This is a genomic window from Gardnerella sp. 2492 (genome assembly GCF_050320365.1).
Classification (GTDB): Bacteria; Actinomycetota; Actinomycetes; order Actinomycetales; family Bifidobacteriaceae; genus Bifidobacterium.
Genome location: NZ_CP186952.1, coordinates 567,259 through 583,754 on the forward strand (window position 1 = coordinate 567,259; position 16,496 = coordinate 583,754).

The window sequence follows — 16,496 nt, forward strand, 5'->3', positions numbered from 1 at the left end:
TGAACCGCGCTTACGCCAGTGCCGACTCGGTTGCGCCTTCCGGCAAATACTTGTCGTAGCCTTCTTCTTCCAGCTCATCCGCAAGCTCCGGTCCTGCAGTCTTTACAAAGTGACCTTGCGCAAAGACGTGCACGATATCCGGCTTAATATACTTTAGAATTCGCGTGTAATGCGTGACCATCATAATGCCCAAACCGGTGTTTTCTTTGGCGCGATTCACACCTTCCGACACGATTCGAAGAGCGTCAACGTCGAGTCCGGAATCAGTTTCGTCCAAAATTGCAAACTTCGGCTTCAAAAGCTCTAATTGCAAAACTTCCGCGCGCTTCTTTTCGCCGCCAGAGAATCCTTCGTTTACAGAACGCGACGCAAATTTCGGATCCATTCGAAGCTTTTTCATAGCCTCGCTAAGTTCTTTCACCCAGCTTCTTAAAGATGGAGCTTTGCCTTCGACTTCAGTTTTTGCAGTGCGAAGGAAGTTCGTCATAGATACGCCTGGTACCTCTACCGGGTACTGCATTGCGAGGAATAATCCCGCTTTTGCGCGCTCGTCAGGAGTCATTTTCAAAATATCTTCGCCGTCGAGTAGAACTTGACCGGAATCAACTTCATACTTTGGGTGTCCTGCCAAAGTGTAGGCGAGAGTAGACTTTCCAGATCCGTTAGGACCCATGATTGCGTGAGTTTCGCCAGAATTAACTGTAAGATTTACGCCTTTTAAGATTTGCTTGCGTCCTTCTTTTGTTTCTACAGAAGCGTACAAATCCTTAATTTCCAAAGTTGACATGTTTTTCTCCTATTCTTCCGTTCTTGCAAGACGGCGCTCAATAACCTTCATTAAGTGATCAACAATTTCCGGAACGCCAATTTCTTCAATAAGCTCGTTAAAGAATCCGCGCACAACAAGCTTTCTGGCCTCAATCTCACTAATTCCGCGCGCTTGCAAGTAGAAAAGCTCTTCGTCGTCAAATCTACCGACTGAACTTGCGTGACCGGCACCAATAATATTGCCGTTTTCAATTTCCAAATTCGGCTCAGAATCAGCTATTGCTCCAGGAGTGAGCACTAAATTACGATTCAACTCATATGAATCCGTGCCAGGAGCTTCCGGCTTAATAAGCGCGTTTCCAACCCAAGTCGAATGCGCGCCCTTACCTTCCAAGGCACCCTTGTACACTACTCTGGACTTGCATTCCGGATAATTATGCACAACCATCGTGCGATGCTCAACATGCTCGCCCGGATCCACAAAATACATGCCGAGCATGTTCAAATCACCCTGTTCGCCACCAAAATCTTGATCCATGCGAATGCGCACAACATCTCCACCAAGAGTGACCATTGTGTGACGAAGTGAAGCTCCCTCACCCACGTGAATACGCTGATTTCCAACGTGTTTGCTGCCTGAATCCCACTCTTGAATAAAGGTAGTAGAAACGTGCGCATGCTTTCCGAGGATTATTTCCACACCTTCAGCAAGTTTTGCGCAACCAGTATGTTCGATAATAATATCCGCGTTCGAGCGAGAGTCTGCTTCAATTACTAAGTGCAGTGCGTCAAGCATACGCGCATTATTACCCTGAATTTTCAGCACGATTGGCTTTTTGATTTCGCCAGATACGTGAAGCACGTATGCGGATTTTGCCACATTCCACGCCACTGCAGCCACGCGATCAGACGGCTTCATATCGGTATGAGGAGCCTCATTTTGCGGCTTTACCTGCAAACTTACAGAACCGTCGCTTCCAACGTAAGAATCATCCAACGCAGCTCCACCAACGCCTTCAAGCGTTACTTGCATACTATTAGATGGTTCAAAACACTCGAAAAACTCTGAAATTCGCTCAACTGGAGTGTATCGCCAATCTTCCTGCTTACGCGTAGGAATCGCAAAATCTTCCACGTTGAACGAGCGCACGGATTTATCGGCGCTAGAAGGCATTGCGGCAGGAACCGCGTAAGGATCATTAGGGTCAGCTACAGGAATAGTAATTTCTTTTTCCGTCATTTTATTGCCTAAATTCTCTTTTAAATCTTCGCTCATCAGCCCACGGATCCTTCCATTTGCAACTCAACTAAGCGATTAAGCTCAAGCGCGTACTCCATTGGCAACTCACGACTAATCGGCTCTACGAAGCCGCGAACAATCATGCCCATAGCCTCTTTTTCTTCAAGCCCACGGCTCATCAAATAGAAAAGCTGATCTTCGGAAACCTTGGAAACAGTGGCCTCGTGAGCCATCGAAACGTCGTCTTCACGCACGTCAACATGCGGATAAGTATCCGACCTGGAAAAATCGTCAACAAGCAAAGCATCGCACACAACAGACGAACTCGAGCCTTTAGCGCCTTTAATAATCTTCACAAGACCACGGTAAGCAGAACGCCCACCGCCGCGCGAAATCGACTTAGCAACAATCGTGGAACTCGTATGCGGAGCCAAATGAATCATCTTCGCACCCGTATCTTGATACTGACCGCGGCCAGCAAAGCTCAAAGACATAGTCTCCGCTTTTGCATACGGTTCGGCGAGAATACAAGCAGGATACTTCATAGTAGCTTTGGAGCCAATATTGCCGTCAACCCACTCCATTGTGCCACCTTCGCGCACGTAAGCTCGCTGAGTTACCAAGTTATACACGTTATTCGACCAGTTTTGAACGGTTGTGTATCGCACGCGCGCATGTTTTTCCACAACAATTTCAACATTTGCAGCGTGAAGCGAATCCGTGGAATAAATAGGAGCAGTGCAACCTTCAACGTAATGCACGTAAGAGCCTTCATCTGCAATAATCAACGTGCGCTCAAACTGACCCATGTTCGGCGTATTAATTCTAAAGTAAGCCTGAAGCGGAATATCCACATGCACGCCTTTTGGAACGTAAACGAACGAACCGCCACTCCAAGCTGCTGTGTTAAGAGCCGCAAACTTGTTGTCGTCAACTGGAATAACAGTTGCAAAATACTTTTTTACAAGCTCCGGATACTTTTGCACTGCTGTATCCGTATCAACAAAAATCACGCCTTGAGCTGCTAAATCTTCACGAATCGAATTGTAAATAACTTCCGACTCGTACTGTGCTGCAACGCCTGAAACTAAGCGCTTTTTCTCAGCTTCCGGAATGCCTAAGCGATCGTAAGTTTTGCGAATATCTTCTGGCAGATCATCCCAAGTTTTCGCTTGATCGTGAACAGGACGCACGTAATATTTAAAATCGTCTGCATCAAAACCGCTTAAATCCACACCCCAATCAGGCATCGGCTTTTGTAAAAACGCACGATAGCCTTGCAAACGAAGATTTAGCATCCATTCCGGCTCGTGCTTGTCAGCGGAAATTGCGCGAACAACCGACTCGTCAATACCTTTTTTTGCAGCCTCGCCTGCAGCATCCGAATCGTGCCAGCCGTAATTGTAATCGCCGAATTCAGCAACAATCTGCTCGTCTTGACGTATTTTCTCTTCGTTTACTCGAGCGCGATCTGCCACATACTGGCTCATTTCAACGTCTGCAGCTTTATTTTTTGCTGAATTATTAGTATCACTTGCTGTAACGCTTGTATCGCCAGTAACACCAGCATTACTAATATTGCTAGTATCGCTCATAACGCCTCTGACACCTCCATGTATAACGAATCGTACGGCATCGTTATACGAATCAATCCGTAAAAGCTGCTCCCCCAAGCGTTACTTTCGCGTTCTATGTACTCAAATTATTTACCTATTCAAGGGTACCGCGTAATGCGATTTCTTGGTATAGCTGTGTTACGCGCAAAACGTAATATTACTCACAATCTAATAAAACAAAAAGCGGTAAAACTTAAGGATCCTAAGTTTTACCGCCTGTTTTTACATGCTTAAGACTTACTTATCTGCCTTGCTGTTTTGAGCAGCTTCTTGATGTTCCAAAGCTGCCGCAACTAATCCAGCAAATAGTGGATGAGGCTTAGTTGGACGAGACTTAAACTCTGGATGAGCTTGAGTTGCCACGTAGAATGGGTGAACGCTCTTTGGAAGCTCCACAAACTCAGTCAAATTACCATCTGGGCTTTGGCCGCTAATACGCAAGCCGGCTTCACGCAAACGATCCTTATACGCCACGTTCACTTCGTAACGATGACGGTGACGCTCGGTAACGTGCGTAGTGCCGTAAAGCTCAGCAACAATTGAGCCTTCTTCAAGAGTTGCAGGATAAGAGCCGAGTCGCATTGTGTGACCCATATCTCCCTTACCGGCCACAATATCCTTCTGCTCTTCCATAGTCGCGATTACTGGATCGCCACAATCCTTCTCAAACTCAGTGGAATTAGCATCCTCAAGTCCAAGTACGTGACGAGCGTATTCAATAACCACGGACTGCAAACCAAGGCACAAGCCCAAAGTTGGCAAACCGTGCTCGCGAGCGTAACGCAAAGCGCCGATCTTACCTTCAATACCGCGAATGCCGAAGCCGCCTGGAATAACCATTCCGTCCATTTGATCAAGAGCCGCGGCCGCACCTTCTTGAGTTTCGCACTTGTCAGCAGCAACCCAGCGCACGTTCACCTTAGCCCAGTTTGCAAAACCGCCAGCCTTAATAGCCTCGGTAACGGAAAGGTACGCATCCGGCAAATCAATATACTTTCCAACGATTGCAATGTTTAGCTCATGCTTTGGATGATGCACGCGCTCAAGCAAATCTTCCCACTCGTTCCAATCAACATCGTGGAATGGAAGCTCAAGCTCACGCACAACGTAAGCATCCAAGCCCTCGTTGAACAAAATCTTCGGCACATCGTAAATGCTTGGAGCGTCAACGCAATTCACAACGCCTTCAGCATCAACATCGCACATAAGCGAAATCTTATCTTTAATTCCTTGATTAAGCGGACGATCCGAACGCAAAACAAGCGCGTCTGGAGAAATGCCGAGCTGACGAAGCATCATCACAGAATGTTGAGTTGGCTTAGTTTTCAATTCATGAGCTGCAGCAATATAAGGTACCAAAGAAACGTGCACAAACATGCAGTTTTCAGGACCTAAATCGCGACGAACTTCGCGAGCAGCCTCCAAAAATGGCTGGGATTCAATATCGCCAACCGTACCGCCGATTTCCGTAATAATCACGTCAACATCGTCGGAAGCTTGCGCGCGCATACGCGACTTAATTTCGCCAGTAATATGCGGAATAACCTGCACGCACTGACCCAAATATTCGCCAGCACGCTCCTTACGAAGCACAGACTGATAAATCTGACCTGTAGTTACATTCGCTTTCTGGCTTAAGAAAACATCTAGGAATCGCTCGTAATGACCAATATCGAGATCTGTTTCTGCTCCATCTTCCGTAACATAGACTTCACCATGCTGGAATGGGTTCATTGTACCCGGGTCAACGTTGATATAAGGATCGAGTTTTTGTTGTAATACATGCAATCCGCGACTGCGTAAAAGTCGGCCTAAAGATGATGCTGTAAGGCCTTTTCCGAGGGACGAAACTACGCCACCAGTGACAAAAATATGCTTTGTAATATGCTCCTGAGAGTTACCATGTTGTCTTCTAACCATGGAACTCCATAGTATCTTCGAGCCTCGACGCTGGGTGTTGATTCGCAAAAAATCGAACAAAATCAAACAAGATGCGAAACGGCTTCCAAAGCAAGCTTGTAACCATACAATCCCATGCCTGTAATAGTGCCGGTTGCAACAGGGCTAATCACGCTTATTCGACGAAAAGAGTCACGCGCAGCAGGATTAGAAATATGCACTTCCATTAACGGCACTCCAGCGTCCAAAACCATATGAGCCGCATCCGCAAGCGCATAACTGTAGTGTGTGAAAGCAGCAGGATTCATAACAACAGGCGTACATGTATCAGCTGCTTCGTGCATCCAGTGAACCATTTGTGCTTCGTCGTCGCTTTGCCGCACTTCTACTTTAAGCCCAAGTTCCGCACCCCATTTTTCGCAATACTCGCGCAAAGTTTCAAAATTTTCGCTACCGTATACGTCTGGTTGACGCACGCCTAAACGACCTAAATTCGGCCCGTTTACTACAAGAACTTTTTTTGTTTGCTGATTTTCCATTATTGCCTCTAAATATTGATTAATTTTGCTTATAAACTCGTCTAAAAGCTTCCTGAACTGCTTCAATAGGCGGATTATCGAGATGAATAGGATTAGAAATACCATCCAAAATTACAAAACGTAACATATTTCCGCGCGCTTTTTTGTCTCGATGCATAAGATTAAGAACACGCTCAAACGCACTTTCACAATCCCCACCGCCGTTCCAAGATATTGGCAATCCGAGAGATTTCAAAAGCGAACGATGGTACGTAACATCTTCAGCATCCAAATATCCCAAAATTTGCGCAAGTTCAGCCGCAAAAACCATTCCAACAGCAACCGCGTTTCCATGACGCCAACGGAAATGTTCAATCTGCTCAATCGCGTGCCCTAAAGTATGCCCGTAATTCAAAAACTCGCGCAAACCCTGCTCTTTTAAGTCATTAGAAACGTGATACGCTTTTACTCTAACTGTGCGCTCAATAAGTTCTACTAACAGATTGTGAAGCTCTTCACAATTTTCTAACAGATCTCCATTAAATTTACGCAATAATTCAGCATTATGGGCGTCACTAAGTAGTTTTAATATTTCGCAATCGCGTATAAACCCAGATTTTGCAACCTCTCCCAAGCCTTCAATCAAAATATCATTAGGAAGAGTTGCAAGCGTAGAAGTGTCAGCTAAGACTCCCGCTGGAGTGTAAAAACTACCAACCAGATTCTTGCCAGCATCAGTATTAATACCAGTTTTTCCGCCTGTAGAAGCATCAACCATAGCTAAAAGCGAAGTAGGACAATTCACATATCGAATACCGCGCATCCAAGTTGCGGCAACAAAACCAGCCGAATCTGTTGCAGCGCCGCCACCTAATCCAACAATCGCGTCGGAACGAGTAAAACCAGCTTCTGCCAAATTTGCCCATAATCCGCTTGCAACTTTAATAGTTTTTCCAGCTTCCGCGTCTGGAATTATCATGTCGAAAACTTCGTATCCAGATTGACGCAGAATAGTTCTAGCTTTATCACTGTGTCTCTGCACTGGTTGAGTATGAACTAACGCCACTCTAACAGGCTTTTCACCCAGAATTTGCGGCAAAAGCTGCATAACTCCGTCGCCAATTCGCACATCATACGGCTCTATACCTTCTCCTGTAACATGCACAATATGTTGCATAATCATGCTCCTAACTTTTTCAGCAGCCATATGCGGAGTTGCACCATGAACTCGAACGTAACTATTGGCTAATAATCTAAATATTGGATCTCTTTGCTCATACAATTTATTCCAACGTTCGGCACCATTTTTGCCCTGTAACATTGGTCTATTATTGTTCCAAGATATACGTTCTATTGCTTCTGCTTCAGAAACTTGCAGGTAAATTATGCAGCCGCCACGCTTAGCGTAATTTTGTAAAACTTTCTTTGTGATTTCGTTTATTGGAGCACCGCCTCCCAAAGAAAGTATTCCACCTTTTACATCAAAATTTTGAATATTTTCGTCACTTTTCTCAAAACTAAATTCCGTTCCACGCAACGCGTCAACAAAACTCTCGCCTTCTACAAGCGCGCGCACAATTCTAGCTTCAATATCTCTAAATGCTTTTTGGCCTCGATTATTGAAATAGTTTGAAATAGACGTACCAATAGTCTGTTCAATAATTTCGTCACTATCAGCGAAAGGAACTTGCATAATTTTTGCAGTTTCACTACCTACGCGAGTTTTACCAGCAGCAGGCATGCCAATAATTACAGCTATAGGACCAGATTTAGCGATACTACATTCCGAAATATCACATTCCGAAATACTATCTTCTTCACCGCTATCGTCAGAGAATTTTGTGAAATTATCGCCGAACGGACGATTTTCTTCCATCACAACTCACATCCTTAACGCATATGTTCCGGCCATGAATCTACATAGCTGCGAGCGTTACGTCTAATTTCTTCCACGGAATCTCCGCCGAATTTCTCTAACGAATATTGGGCTAAAGTAAGTCTAAGCATTGCTTCAACAACAATAGATGCGGCTGGAACTGCATTAGAATCTGAACGCTGGTTGATTGCTTGCGCCTCTAATCCCGATGAAATATCTACTGTTCTTAAAGCGCGAGGAATCGATGGTATTGGCTTCATTGCCGCGCGCACGCGAATAATTTCGCCATTCGACATTCCGCCTTCGATTCCGCCTGCTCTGTTAGTAGCTCTAACAATATGCCCAAACTCGTTCATAATAATTTCATCATGAGCTTGAGAACCTAAACGATCAGCTTCAGCAAAACCATCACCAATTTCTACACCTTTAATTGCCTGAATGCTCATAACATTCCCTGCAATTGCTGCATCTAATCGCCTATCCGCTTCCACATATGTGCCGACTCCTGCAGGCATTCCGTAAGCTAACGCTTCAACTACTCCACCCAAAGTGTCTGTAACATCTTTAGCTTCGTTAATTTTTGATACCATTCGCAACTCAGCTCTTTTATCAAGCGTTCTTACTGGCGAATTATCTAAAGCAAATACATCATCCGGAGTTGGTAGCGGAACTTCACCACTTACGTACTCTCCGCCAATTCCAATTACATGAGCCACAGTTCTAACGTTCAATGCTTGTTCCAAAAACTGTGCTGCTACAGCCCCTAAAGCTACTCTCGCAGCAGTTTCTCTAGCACTAGAGCGCTCAAGTACTTCGCGAATATCATCAAAAGCATATTTTCTCATTCCTGTTAAGTCTGCATGACCAGGACGAGGTCTAGAAAGCGGAGCATTTCTTCCTTCTGCTTCAATTTCTTTCTGCACAGGTTCTGTGCTCATAACTTCTTTCCATTTTGGCCACTCTGAATTTGCTATTTCTATAGCAATAGGCGACCCAAGTGTTATGCCGTGTCTTATTCCAGTAAGCACACGCACTTTATCTTCTTCGAACTTCATGCGCATTCCACGCCCGTAACCTAAACGACGACGAGCAAGCGCATCACTAATATCTTTGCTAGTTAAATGAATACCGGAAGGAATGCCTTCAATCATCGCTATTAATGATTCCCCGTGCGATTCACCCGCAGTCTGCCACCTAAGCATACCTCACTCCATTCACTCGTTAAAAACTTACAATTAAACTATTCTTTCTTACACTTATTTTTAGCTTATAGTTTTAACATTTTACAGTTGTGCCAGTATTGCGCCAATATTGTGACAGTATTTTGGAAAGTTATTCTATTTTTACTAGATTTCATTTACAAAATAGCCTGTATCCACAATGCTTAATAAATATTGATTAACTCAAAAAGCTAATTACGATACTTAGCATGATAAATTCTTTACTTATTCCTAATTGGCTTTACGAGGCAATTGTTTTTGCTGCAACGCTTAGTCCGACGCTTGTTGGCTCAATATTTTTATGCGCAAGTGATTTCAAAAGTCGCATGATACCACGCATGTGGGTACTCGCTACTTTATTTACACAATCGTTGTCAACTGCTCTGTACGTATCTGTTACGTATTTTATAAAACAAAATTTCTCAATACACTCTTGTTTTAACCCACTGCTTATGGGTTGGTTTTGCTGCTTTTTGACAGCATTATTGTACGAAATTTTGAGATTATGTGCTGGGAAAAATGCTTTAGGATTTGGCGACGTAACTTGCGCTATTATGCTTTCTCAAGCAGTAGGATTTTTTGGATTATATGCTTATGCACTTTGGTTTGCTTTAACAGGATTAGTTGGATTAGTGTGTGTAGTTTTGTGGCAACTAATTTATGTTCGTATACTTAAGAAAAATAGCGCACGAAATCATAAACTGTACGATACTCGCATGCCGTTTGTGCCAGTATTAACGATATCTGCAATATTAGCTACGCTGTTTTGCTGGTACTAGAGATTAAATATCAGATATTAAAATCTAACAGAAAATCTAACAGAAAAATCTAACAGAATGAAAGAGTTTAATTAGCGTTCGCGTTTGAACGCTTATACTCGTCACGGAATTTCAAAAACTCTTGCATATCTGCAGTAAACTTTGTTTCTCCAGTTTTTAAGTTCGTGGTAACGAAATAAATCCACGGCCCATCTTGAGGCTTAAGCGTTGCCATAAGAGCATTATCACCTGGGGTGTTAATAGGAGTAGGAGGCAAGCCCTTGTGAATACGCGTGTTGTAAATATTATTAGGATCGTCAAGCATTGCCTGCGTAAGTTTAATCGGCTCTACTCCAGCGCCGTAACCAATTGTTGAATCCATTCCTAGTGGCATATCTTGAGATAAGCGGTTTAATATTACTCGCACAACTTTCCCGTAATACTCACTACTATTTACTTCTGCTTCCGCAATAGAGGCAATTATCAACGACTTCTCACGATTCTCGCCTTTTGGAATACCAAGAGAGTCAAGCTTAGCTATTCGTTTTTTCACCATGTTTGATAGAATTTCTTCCGCACTTTTCATGGATTTTACATTGTAAACTCCTGGCTCAAACCACGCTTCGAAACTTCCGTTAGCTTCAGGAGGCAGAATTCCAGCTCCCTTATTGTCTATAATTGCTTTGAATTTATCGAAACTAATATTTGATAATGCGGATGCTCTATGAATAATATCAGCCGCCTTTTCTCCTGCTTTAACTTCTAAGAATCCCTGAGCTTTAGTGCGGTCTGAAAGAATATCAACAACGTCCATAGACGACATGTGTTTTTTAAGCTTGTAAATTCCAGGATAAAGAATCTTATTGTTTGAAGAAACTGTTGTAGCAAAATTGGATTGTGATTTAACTACTTGCGCTTTTACAAGATTTGCACCAACCTTCATAGCGCCTTCGCCTGGGTTTACAACAAATTCTACAGAACCAAATCCTGGACCCGGCCAATCTTCCGAAATAGAAGAGTCTTGAGCAGAACGAAAGTAACGTACGACACTATACCCTGCGTAGGTAAAAAGCGTTAATAATATAACAATAACAACAGTTAAAGTTATAAGTATAGAACGCTTTCTGCTTTTTGCAACGCGCTGTTTATGTAATTCACGACGAGATTTAGGAGGTTTTGGCGGAACATCTTCATGCGAAGAATCTTTTTCATGCTCACTCCAGTGAGTATGGCGCTCAAAAAATTCGTCAAAATCTTCAGACACTCAAAACTCCCTTTTATTACGCTCTCTCAACAACTATTAATATTCAAATTAGACTATGCTTGCAGCAACATTTTGCAGTTAAACTAAACTAGTCAACCTCACTGTTACTACTATCAACTGCGCCATATTTTGCAGCACGAGAATCAATTGTATGCGCATCTAGCGCAGACTGCAAAATAAGAACCGCCGACTGCTGATCTACCATAGGACGATGTTGCCGAGTAGAAAAATCAGCTTGTAGCAACTGCCGATGAGCACTAACTGTTGTTAAACGCTCATCCTTCCAAACAATATCAGGCACATAAGAAAGCGCCCAATCACCATCATTTTGTGCTATTTGAATACGTTTAGCTAAATTTTTCCCCCAACGTTGCGCTTTTTTCGCAGATTTTCCTTCAGAACCGTTAAGTTGCAAAGGAAGTCCAATAATAACGCGACGAACATGATGTTCTTCAATAAGACTCATAATTTCGTCAATAGCTCTAAAAGAATCTCCGAAAACTTGCACATTGCCAATCGGGTGCGCAAAAGTGAGCTCAGGGTCGGAAAGAGCAAGTCCGACCCTAGCATCACCCAAATCAATACCTAACCACACCATGAATTTTGTGCTGCTTTTGGTAAAGATTATATCGTTCTGTTTTAAGCGGATAGCTACGCATTATGCGAGCTTAGACACTGGCGCTTCACAGCTTCCAACGCTTCGTCAATCTTAGAAGCATCCGTACCGCCGCCCTGAGCGAAGTCCGGCTTGCCGCCGCCACCGCCGCCGAGAACCTTAGAAGCAATGCGAACCAAGTCACCAGCCTTAGCTCCAAGTCCGCGCGCAGCCTCGTTTGTGGCCACAGCAACCATTGGCTTATCATCCTCGTTTACGCCGCTCAAAACTACTACTGCAGGAGCATCCTCACCTAGGCGAGAGCGAACGTCGAGCACCGTCTTACGGAGCGTATCGAAGGAACCAAAGTTACCAACGTTCTTAACAGCCAACTTAATGTTTCCGGCAGCAGCTTTAGCAGCCTCAATCAGAGCTGGAACGGAATTAGCGAGCCGAGACTCATAGACTGCAGCGAGCTTACGATCCGAATCCTTCATCTTGTTAAGCAAGGATTCCAAACGTTCAACCAACTCGTCTGGGCGAGCGTTCACCATGTCTGCAAATTGAGCAACTAAAGCGTGCTCGCGAGCGCCATACTCGTACGCTGCCTCGCCGCAAAGTGCATCAATACGACGAACACCAGAGCCAATGGAAGACTCCGAAAGAATAGTGACCATACCAATCTTGCCGGTGCTCTTAGCGTGAGTGCCACCGCAAAGCTCGCGGCTCCAACCGTCGCCGATTTCAACCACGCGCACAACGTCGCCGTACTTTTCGCCGAACAAGTGCATTGCTCCAAGCTTAAAAGCGTCGTCGATTGGCATTTCCTTAGGAACAACCTGCAAATCGTCGCGAATACGCTCGTTTACGCGAGCTTCCACGCGTGAAAGCGCATCTTTATCAACAGCCTTTGGCCACTGGAAGTCAAAGCGCAAACGATCTGGATCAACCACGGAACCGCGCTGAGTTGCCTGTGGGCCAAGCTCTTCGCGCAAAGCCTTGTGAAGAGTGTGGGTAGCGGTGTGAGAACGTGCAAGAGCAGCTCTGCGAACCTGATCAATATTCGTGTTCACTGGAGCGCCAACGTTAAGCGTTCCTTCAGTCAAACGGCAGCTGTGAACAATCAAATCCTTGATTGGACGCTGAACGTCGTCAACTTCCAAAATTGCGCCGTCGTCGGAAATAATCTCGCCCTGGTCAGCAATCTGGCCGCCGCGCTCAGCGTAGAATGGCGTGCGATCGAGAATAACCTCAACGTTTGCAGGAGCGGTAACGCTTTTAACAGAGCCCTTACCTGCTTCAACAATTGCCAAAACGTTAGAACGGCTTGAGAAGTCAGTGTAACCGAGGAAGTCTATTGGCTTTTCGAGCGCCTTCTTAATGTCGTCGTAAACGCTAACGTCCACATTGTGACGCTTCTTCAGAGCATCGGCGCGAGCGCGACCTTTCTGTTCGCTCATAAGCTCACGGAACTTAGCTTCATCAACCTTAACACCCTGCTCAGCGGCCATCTCAAGAGTCAACTCAATTGGGAAACCGTAAGTATCGTGCAAAGTAAAGGCATCTGCGCCGCCAACCATAGGGTCATCCTTGTGTTCTTTCTTAGCTTTTTCAACAGCCAAGTCAAGAATAGTCGTGCCCTTTTCAAGAGTACGACGGAACGCATCTTCCTCACCGTAAGCAGCTTCACTAACCTCATGGAAAGTATTGTTAAGCTCTGGGTAGCTTGGTTCCATTGCAGCCTTAGAAACTGGGAAAAGCGTTGGCAAAACTGGGTCTTGAACACCGAGCATACGCATTGCGCGAACAGTTCTGCGAAGAAGACGACGAAGCACGTATCCGCGGCCAACGTTACTTGGGCGCACACCGTCGCTCATAATCATCAAAGCGGAACGTACATGATCAGCTACAACGCGGAAACGCACGTCAGCATCGTTATTATCGCCGTACTTTACACCGCTTAGCTTTTCTGCAGCTTCAATAACTGGGTAAACTTCGTCAGTTTCGTAAATATTTTCTTTACCTTGCATAAGGTAAGCTAAACGTTCCAGACCAGCGCCGGTATCAATATTCTTTTGATCCAATTCGCCGGCAATATGCAAATCTGTCTTAGACTTAACGTTATCTACCTGGTAGTTTTCGAAAACCAAATCCCAAATCTCAATAAAACGAGATTCGTCAGCAGCAGGACCGCCATCCTTACCATACTTAGGACCGCGATCTACGTAAATTTCAGAGCATGGGCCGCCAGGACCAGGACCACCGGTAGTCCAGAAGTTATCTTCCATGCCGAAAACTTGCATGTGCTCTGGGTCGAAGCCTTCGTTCTTCCAAATTGCGCGAGCTTCATCGTCGTCAGTGTAAGTAGTTACCCAAAGCTTTTCTGGGTCAAAACCGTAACCGCCTTTATCTTGCGGAGTGGTTAAAAGCTCCCAAGCGTAGTGAATTGCTTCTTCTTTGAAATAATCACCGAAGGAGAAGTTACCTACCATTTGGAAGAAGGTGCCGTGACGAGTAGTTTTACCGACTTCGTCAATATCAAGAGTACGAACACACTTTTGGTTTGACGCCATCCTGCGTGAAGGTGGAGTTTGCTCACCTAACAAGTACGGAATAAAAGGCACCATGCCTGCGATAGTGAATAAAGTAGTTGGGTTCGGTGAGATAAGCGATGCCGAAGGAACGACCATATGACCATTCTTAGCAAAATAGTCAAGATAACGTTTTGCAATTTCTGCTGTACGCATACGTACAAACTCCTTATTTTTTAGAAAATATCGCCACGAGCACTGTGAGAACGGCGTGCATATTTATTGTTTAACTCAGTTTCGTGCGCTTTACGACTCGTATTGAAATCCTTGCACAAACCGAGAATAGTACTTAATGTTAAATTCTCAGGCTCTTTATCGAAAAAGAAATTGCGCGCAGATTCAGGAAGTTTCCCTTTAACATAAGCACGAGCCTTAGTAACTACAAGAACGCCAATTATCATACCTACAAAAAGCCAAAACAAGCGCTTAAGCATCACGCCTCCTTATGCTTTGTAGATTTAACATCTGTTGGAACTGATGGCTTATTAAAGAAAGAGGCAACAGTATCTTTAAGAGCATAACCTGCGGCAGCAATTTTAATAATTGGTTTACCAAGGAACGCTCCGTACAAATCAGTAAGAGAGCCGATATTTGTAGCAGTAGTGCGAGCAGCACTAGAAACAGCATTTACATCTTCTAGCGTTTTATTTACTTGCTTTACCGTCGTTACAGACTCATCGATTGCAGGCAAAGCATGCTCACCAGACTCTTTGATAGTATTCGCAATCTGATCGAACAACTTGCCCAATCTAATTAACGGATAAATCAAGAAGCCCGAAAGCACTGCGAATGAAACAGCGGCAATAAGCCCAGCGATGTCTCCAACGCTCATCGTAACCTCTTTCCACACAATAATGCACGCTCGTGGTTCATCCACTCATACACATACATGCGTGGCTGATACCCTATGCAATGACTCAAGACTAACGAACGGCCACGACGCAAAGTGTGCAAAACCCTACTATTCTCCCGAAAAACCAACACAACACAGCTAATAGTTGATTGCAAGCTTTTCTAATTTCTCTAGTTTTTTCTCACACTACAGATACTCGTTGCAATAAAAATATCTACTCGTTGTAACCAACTACTTTTACAGCACTATCTAAAGGAAGAGAAGTATCGAAATCGAGTCTTGTAACACTACCGTTTTGCGGACGCTCACTTAAATCGTAATCTCCAGAAGCAAAACGATGCATAAGACTAAGCAGAGTATTCCCGTGAGAAATCTGTAATACGTTATCGCCATCGTGAAGCGAACTATTGGAAGCTATGATAGCAAATCCACCTTCTACTCTATTCCAATATTCAATATCTGACTCAGCATCATGAAATGGATCTGCCTCTTTCAACATGTCTCTAGTGGCTGAAAGACCAAACTTTTCAACTATTTCGTTATAAGTGTGAGCTCCTTTTGCAGCACCTGCAGCCCACCATGACATGTTCATATCTTGACCTTCAAAATATCCATAACATTGCTCGCGAAAATGCATGTCACTTATAAGATTAGGACGCTTTTGACCGTTCTTTTCGTTTAAATCTAAAATCCTTTGAGCTGTGACTTGTGCGCGAGTAGTGTCAGAGCAGTAAGCTGCAGCAAAAGTTATGTTAGCTAATTTTTCTGCAGCACGATCAGCGTCAGCAAGTCCTTTTTCTGTAAGAGGAGAATTTGACCAGCCTTGCAAGCGGTTATAACGATTAAACATGGTTTGTCCATGACGAACCAAATAAAGATGCAGCAACATAGCTCCATTATGTCACTAAAACTTAGAGAATACTACGATACGCAAATACTTACGCAACTTCTTACGTAGGTATTTGCGAGGCTAATCGACGAAACTGTCGAAAACACAAAATCAGCCGATGAAATAAACAAAACGCAAGCAAAAACTGTCGAAAACACAAAATCATTTGGTGAAATCGACAAAATATAGGACAAAACTGTCGAAAACACAAAATCATTTGGTGAAATCGACAAAATATAGGACAAAACTGTCGAAAACACAAAATCATTTGGTGAAATCGACAAAATATAGGACAAAACTGTCGAAAACACAAAATCATTTGGTGAAATCGACAAAATATAGGACAAAACTGTCGAAAACACATAATCGTCCGATGTTTTCGACAATATGTGTGTACGTCGCTATATAA

15 protein-coding genes are annotated in these 16,496 nt (G+C 44.0%); 1 reads left to right on the top strand and 14 read right to left on the bottom strand.

Features of this window, described 5'->3' with window-relative positions:
- Positions 1 to 10: 10 nt before the first annotated feature.
- The 7 genes from sufC to aroC all read right to left on the bottom strand — a co-directional run bounded on the left by sufC (position 11) and on the right by aroC (position 9,119).
- The gene (sufC, locus tag ACPFYS_RS02130; protein WP_004110671.1) at positions 11 to 787 is read right to left on the bottom strand and encodes a Fe-S cluster assembly ATPase SufC; all 777 of its coding nucleotides are present in this window, start codon (positions 785 to 787) and stop codon (positions 11 to 13) included.
- Positions 788 to 796: 9 nt separating this feature from the next.
- Positions 797 to 2,044 carry a Fe-S cluster assembly protein SufD gene (gene sufD, locus ACPFYS_RS02135; protein ID WP_427877385.1) on the bottom strand — a complete coding sequence of 416 codons (1,248 nt, stop codon included), beginning with the start codon at positions 2,042 to 2,044 and terminating at the stop codon, positions 797 to 799.
- A complete protein-coding gene (sufB, locus tag ACPFYS_RS02140) occupies positions 2,044 to 3,603 on the bottom strand; it encodes a Fe-S cluster assembly protein SufB (protein WP_427877387.1) in 1,560 nt (519 codons plus the stop codon). Before sufB ends, sufD begins: the two co-directional genes overlap by 1 nt.
- Positions 3,604 to 3,861: 258 nt before the next feature.
- On the bottom strand, positions 3,862 to 5,544 hold the full coding sequence (locus tag ACPFYS_RS02145) for a CTP synthase (RefSeq protein ID WP_427877389.1): 1,683 nt from the start codon (positions 5,542 to 5,544) through the stop codon (positions 3,862 to 3,864).
- Between the two features lie 62 nt (positions 5,545 to 5,606).
- Positions 5,607 to 6,062 carry a type II 3-dehydroquinate dehydratase gene (aroQ, locus tag ACPFYS_RS02150; protein ID WP_427877591.1) on the bottom strand — a complete coding sequence of 152 codons (456 nt, stop codon included), beginning with the start codon at positions 6,060 to 6,062 and terminating at the stop codon, positions 5,607 to 5,609.
- A gap of 19 nt (positions 6,063 to 6,081) precedes the next feature.
- Positions 6,082 to 7,782 (bottom strand): bifunctional shikimate kinase/3-dehydroquinate synthase, encoded by a 1,701-nt coding sequence (locus ACPFYS_RS02155; protein WP_427877592.1) that lies wholly within the window; start codon positions 7,780 to 7,782, stop codon positions 6,082 to 6,084.
- Positions 7,783 to 7,931: 149 nt separating this feature from the next.
- Positions 7,932 to 9,119, bottom strand: coding sequence for a chorismate synthase (gene aroC / locus ACPFYS_RS02160; RefSeq protein WP_427877391.1), 1,188 nt, complete (start codon positions 9,117 to 9,119; stop codon positions 7,932 to 7,934).
- Between the two features lie 227 nt (positions 9,120 to 9,346).
- Here aroC and ACPFYS_RS02165 point away from each other — a divergent pair, with 227 nt between their 5' ends.
- Positions 9,347 to 9,916: a peptidase A24 gene (locus ACPFYS_RS02165; RefSeq protein WP_427877393.1), complete on the top strand. Its 570-nt coding sequence runs from the start codon at positions 9,347 to 9,349 to the stop codon at positions 9,914 to 9,916.
- A 67-nt stretch (positions 9,917 to 9,983) separates the two neighbouring features.
- Here the strand turns inward: ACPFYS_RS02165 and mltG are convergent, their stop codons facing one another.
- The 7 genes from mltG to ACPFYS_RS02200 all read right to left on the bottom strand — a co-directional run bounded on the left by mltG (position 9,984) and on the right by ACPFYS_RS02200 (position 16,473).
- The gene (gene mltG / locus ACPFYS_RS02170) at positions 9,984 to 11,159 is read right to left on the bottom strand and encodes an endolytic transglycosylase MltG (RefSeq protein WP_427877394.1); all 1,176 of its coding nucleotides are present in this window, start codon (positions 11,157 to 11,159) and stop codon (positions 9,984 to 9,986) included.
- A gap of 88 nt (positions 11,160 to 11,247) precedes the next feature.
- The gene (gene ruvX / locus ACPFYS_RS02175; protein WP_427877396.1) at positions 11,248 to 11,757 is read right to left on the bottom strand and encodes a Holliday junction resolvase RuvX; all 510 of its coding nucleotides are present in this window, start codon (positions 11,755 to 11,757) and stop codon (positions 11,248 to 11,250) included.
- A gap of 53 nt (positions 11,758 to 11,810) precedes the next feature.
- The gene (alaS, locus tag ACPFYS_RS02180; protein WP_427877398.1) at positions 11,811 to 14,501 is read right to left on the bottom strand and encodes an alanine--tRNA ligase; all 2,691 of its coding nucleotides are present in this window, start codon (positions 14,499 to 14,501) and stop codon (positions 11,811 to 11,813) included.
- Between the two features lie 20 nt (positions 14,502 to 14,521).
- The gene (locus ACPFYS_RS02185; RefSeq protein WP_427877399.1) at positions 14,522 to 14,779 is read right to left on the bottom strand and encodes a hypothetical protein; all 258 of its coding nucleotides are present in this window, start codon (positions 14,777 to 14,779) and stop codon (positions 14,522 to 14,524) included.
- Positions 14,779 to 15,177 carry a DUF948 domain-containing protein gene (locus ACPFYS_RS02190; protein WP_427877594.1) on the bottom strand — a complete coding sequence of 133 codons (399 nt, stop codon included), beginning with the start codon at positions 15,175 to 15,177 and terminating at the stop codon, positions 14,779 to 14,781. Before ACPFYS_RS02190 ends, ACPFYS_RS02185 begins: the two co-directional genes overlap by 1 nt.
- A 235-nt stretch (positions 15,178 to 15,412) precedes the next feature.
- Positions 15,413 to 16,087 carry a histidine phosphatase family protein gene (locus ACPFYS_RS02195; protein WP_427877401.1) on the bottom strand — a complete coding sequence of 225 codons (675 nt, stop codon included), beginning with the start codon at positions 16,085 to 16,087 and terminating at the stop codon, positions 15,413 to 15,415.
- A 32-nt stretch (positions 16,088 to 16,119) separates the two neighbouring features.
- Positions 16,120 to 16,473: a hypothetical protein gene (locus ACPFYS_RS02200; protein WP_427877402.1), complete on the bottom strand. Its 354-nt coding sequence runs from the start codon at positions 16,471 to 16,473 to the stop codon at positions 16,120 to 16,122.
- Positions 16,474 to 16,496 lie beyond the last annotated feature (23 nt).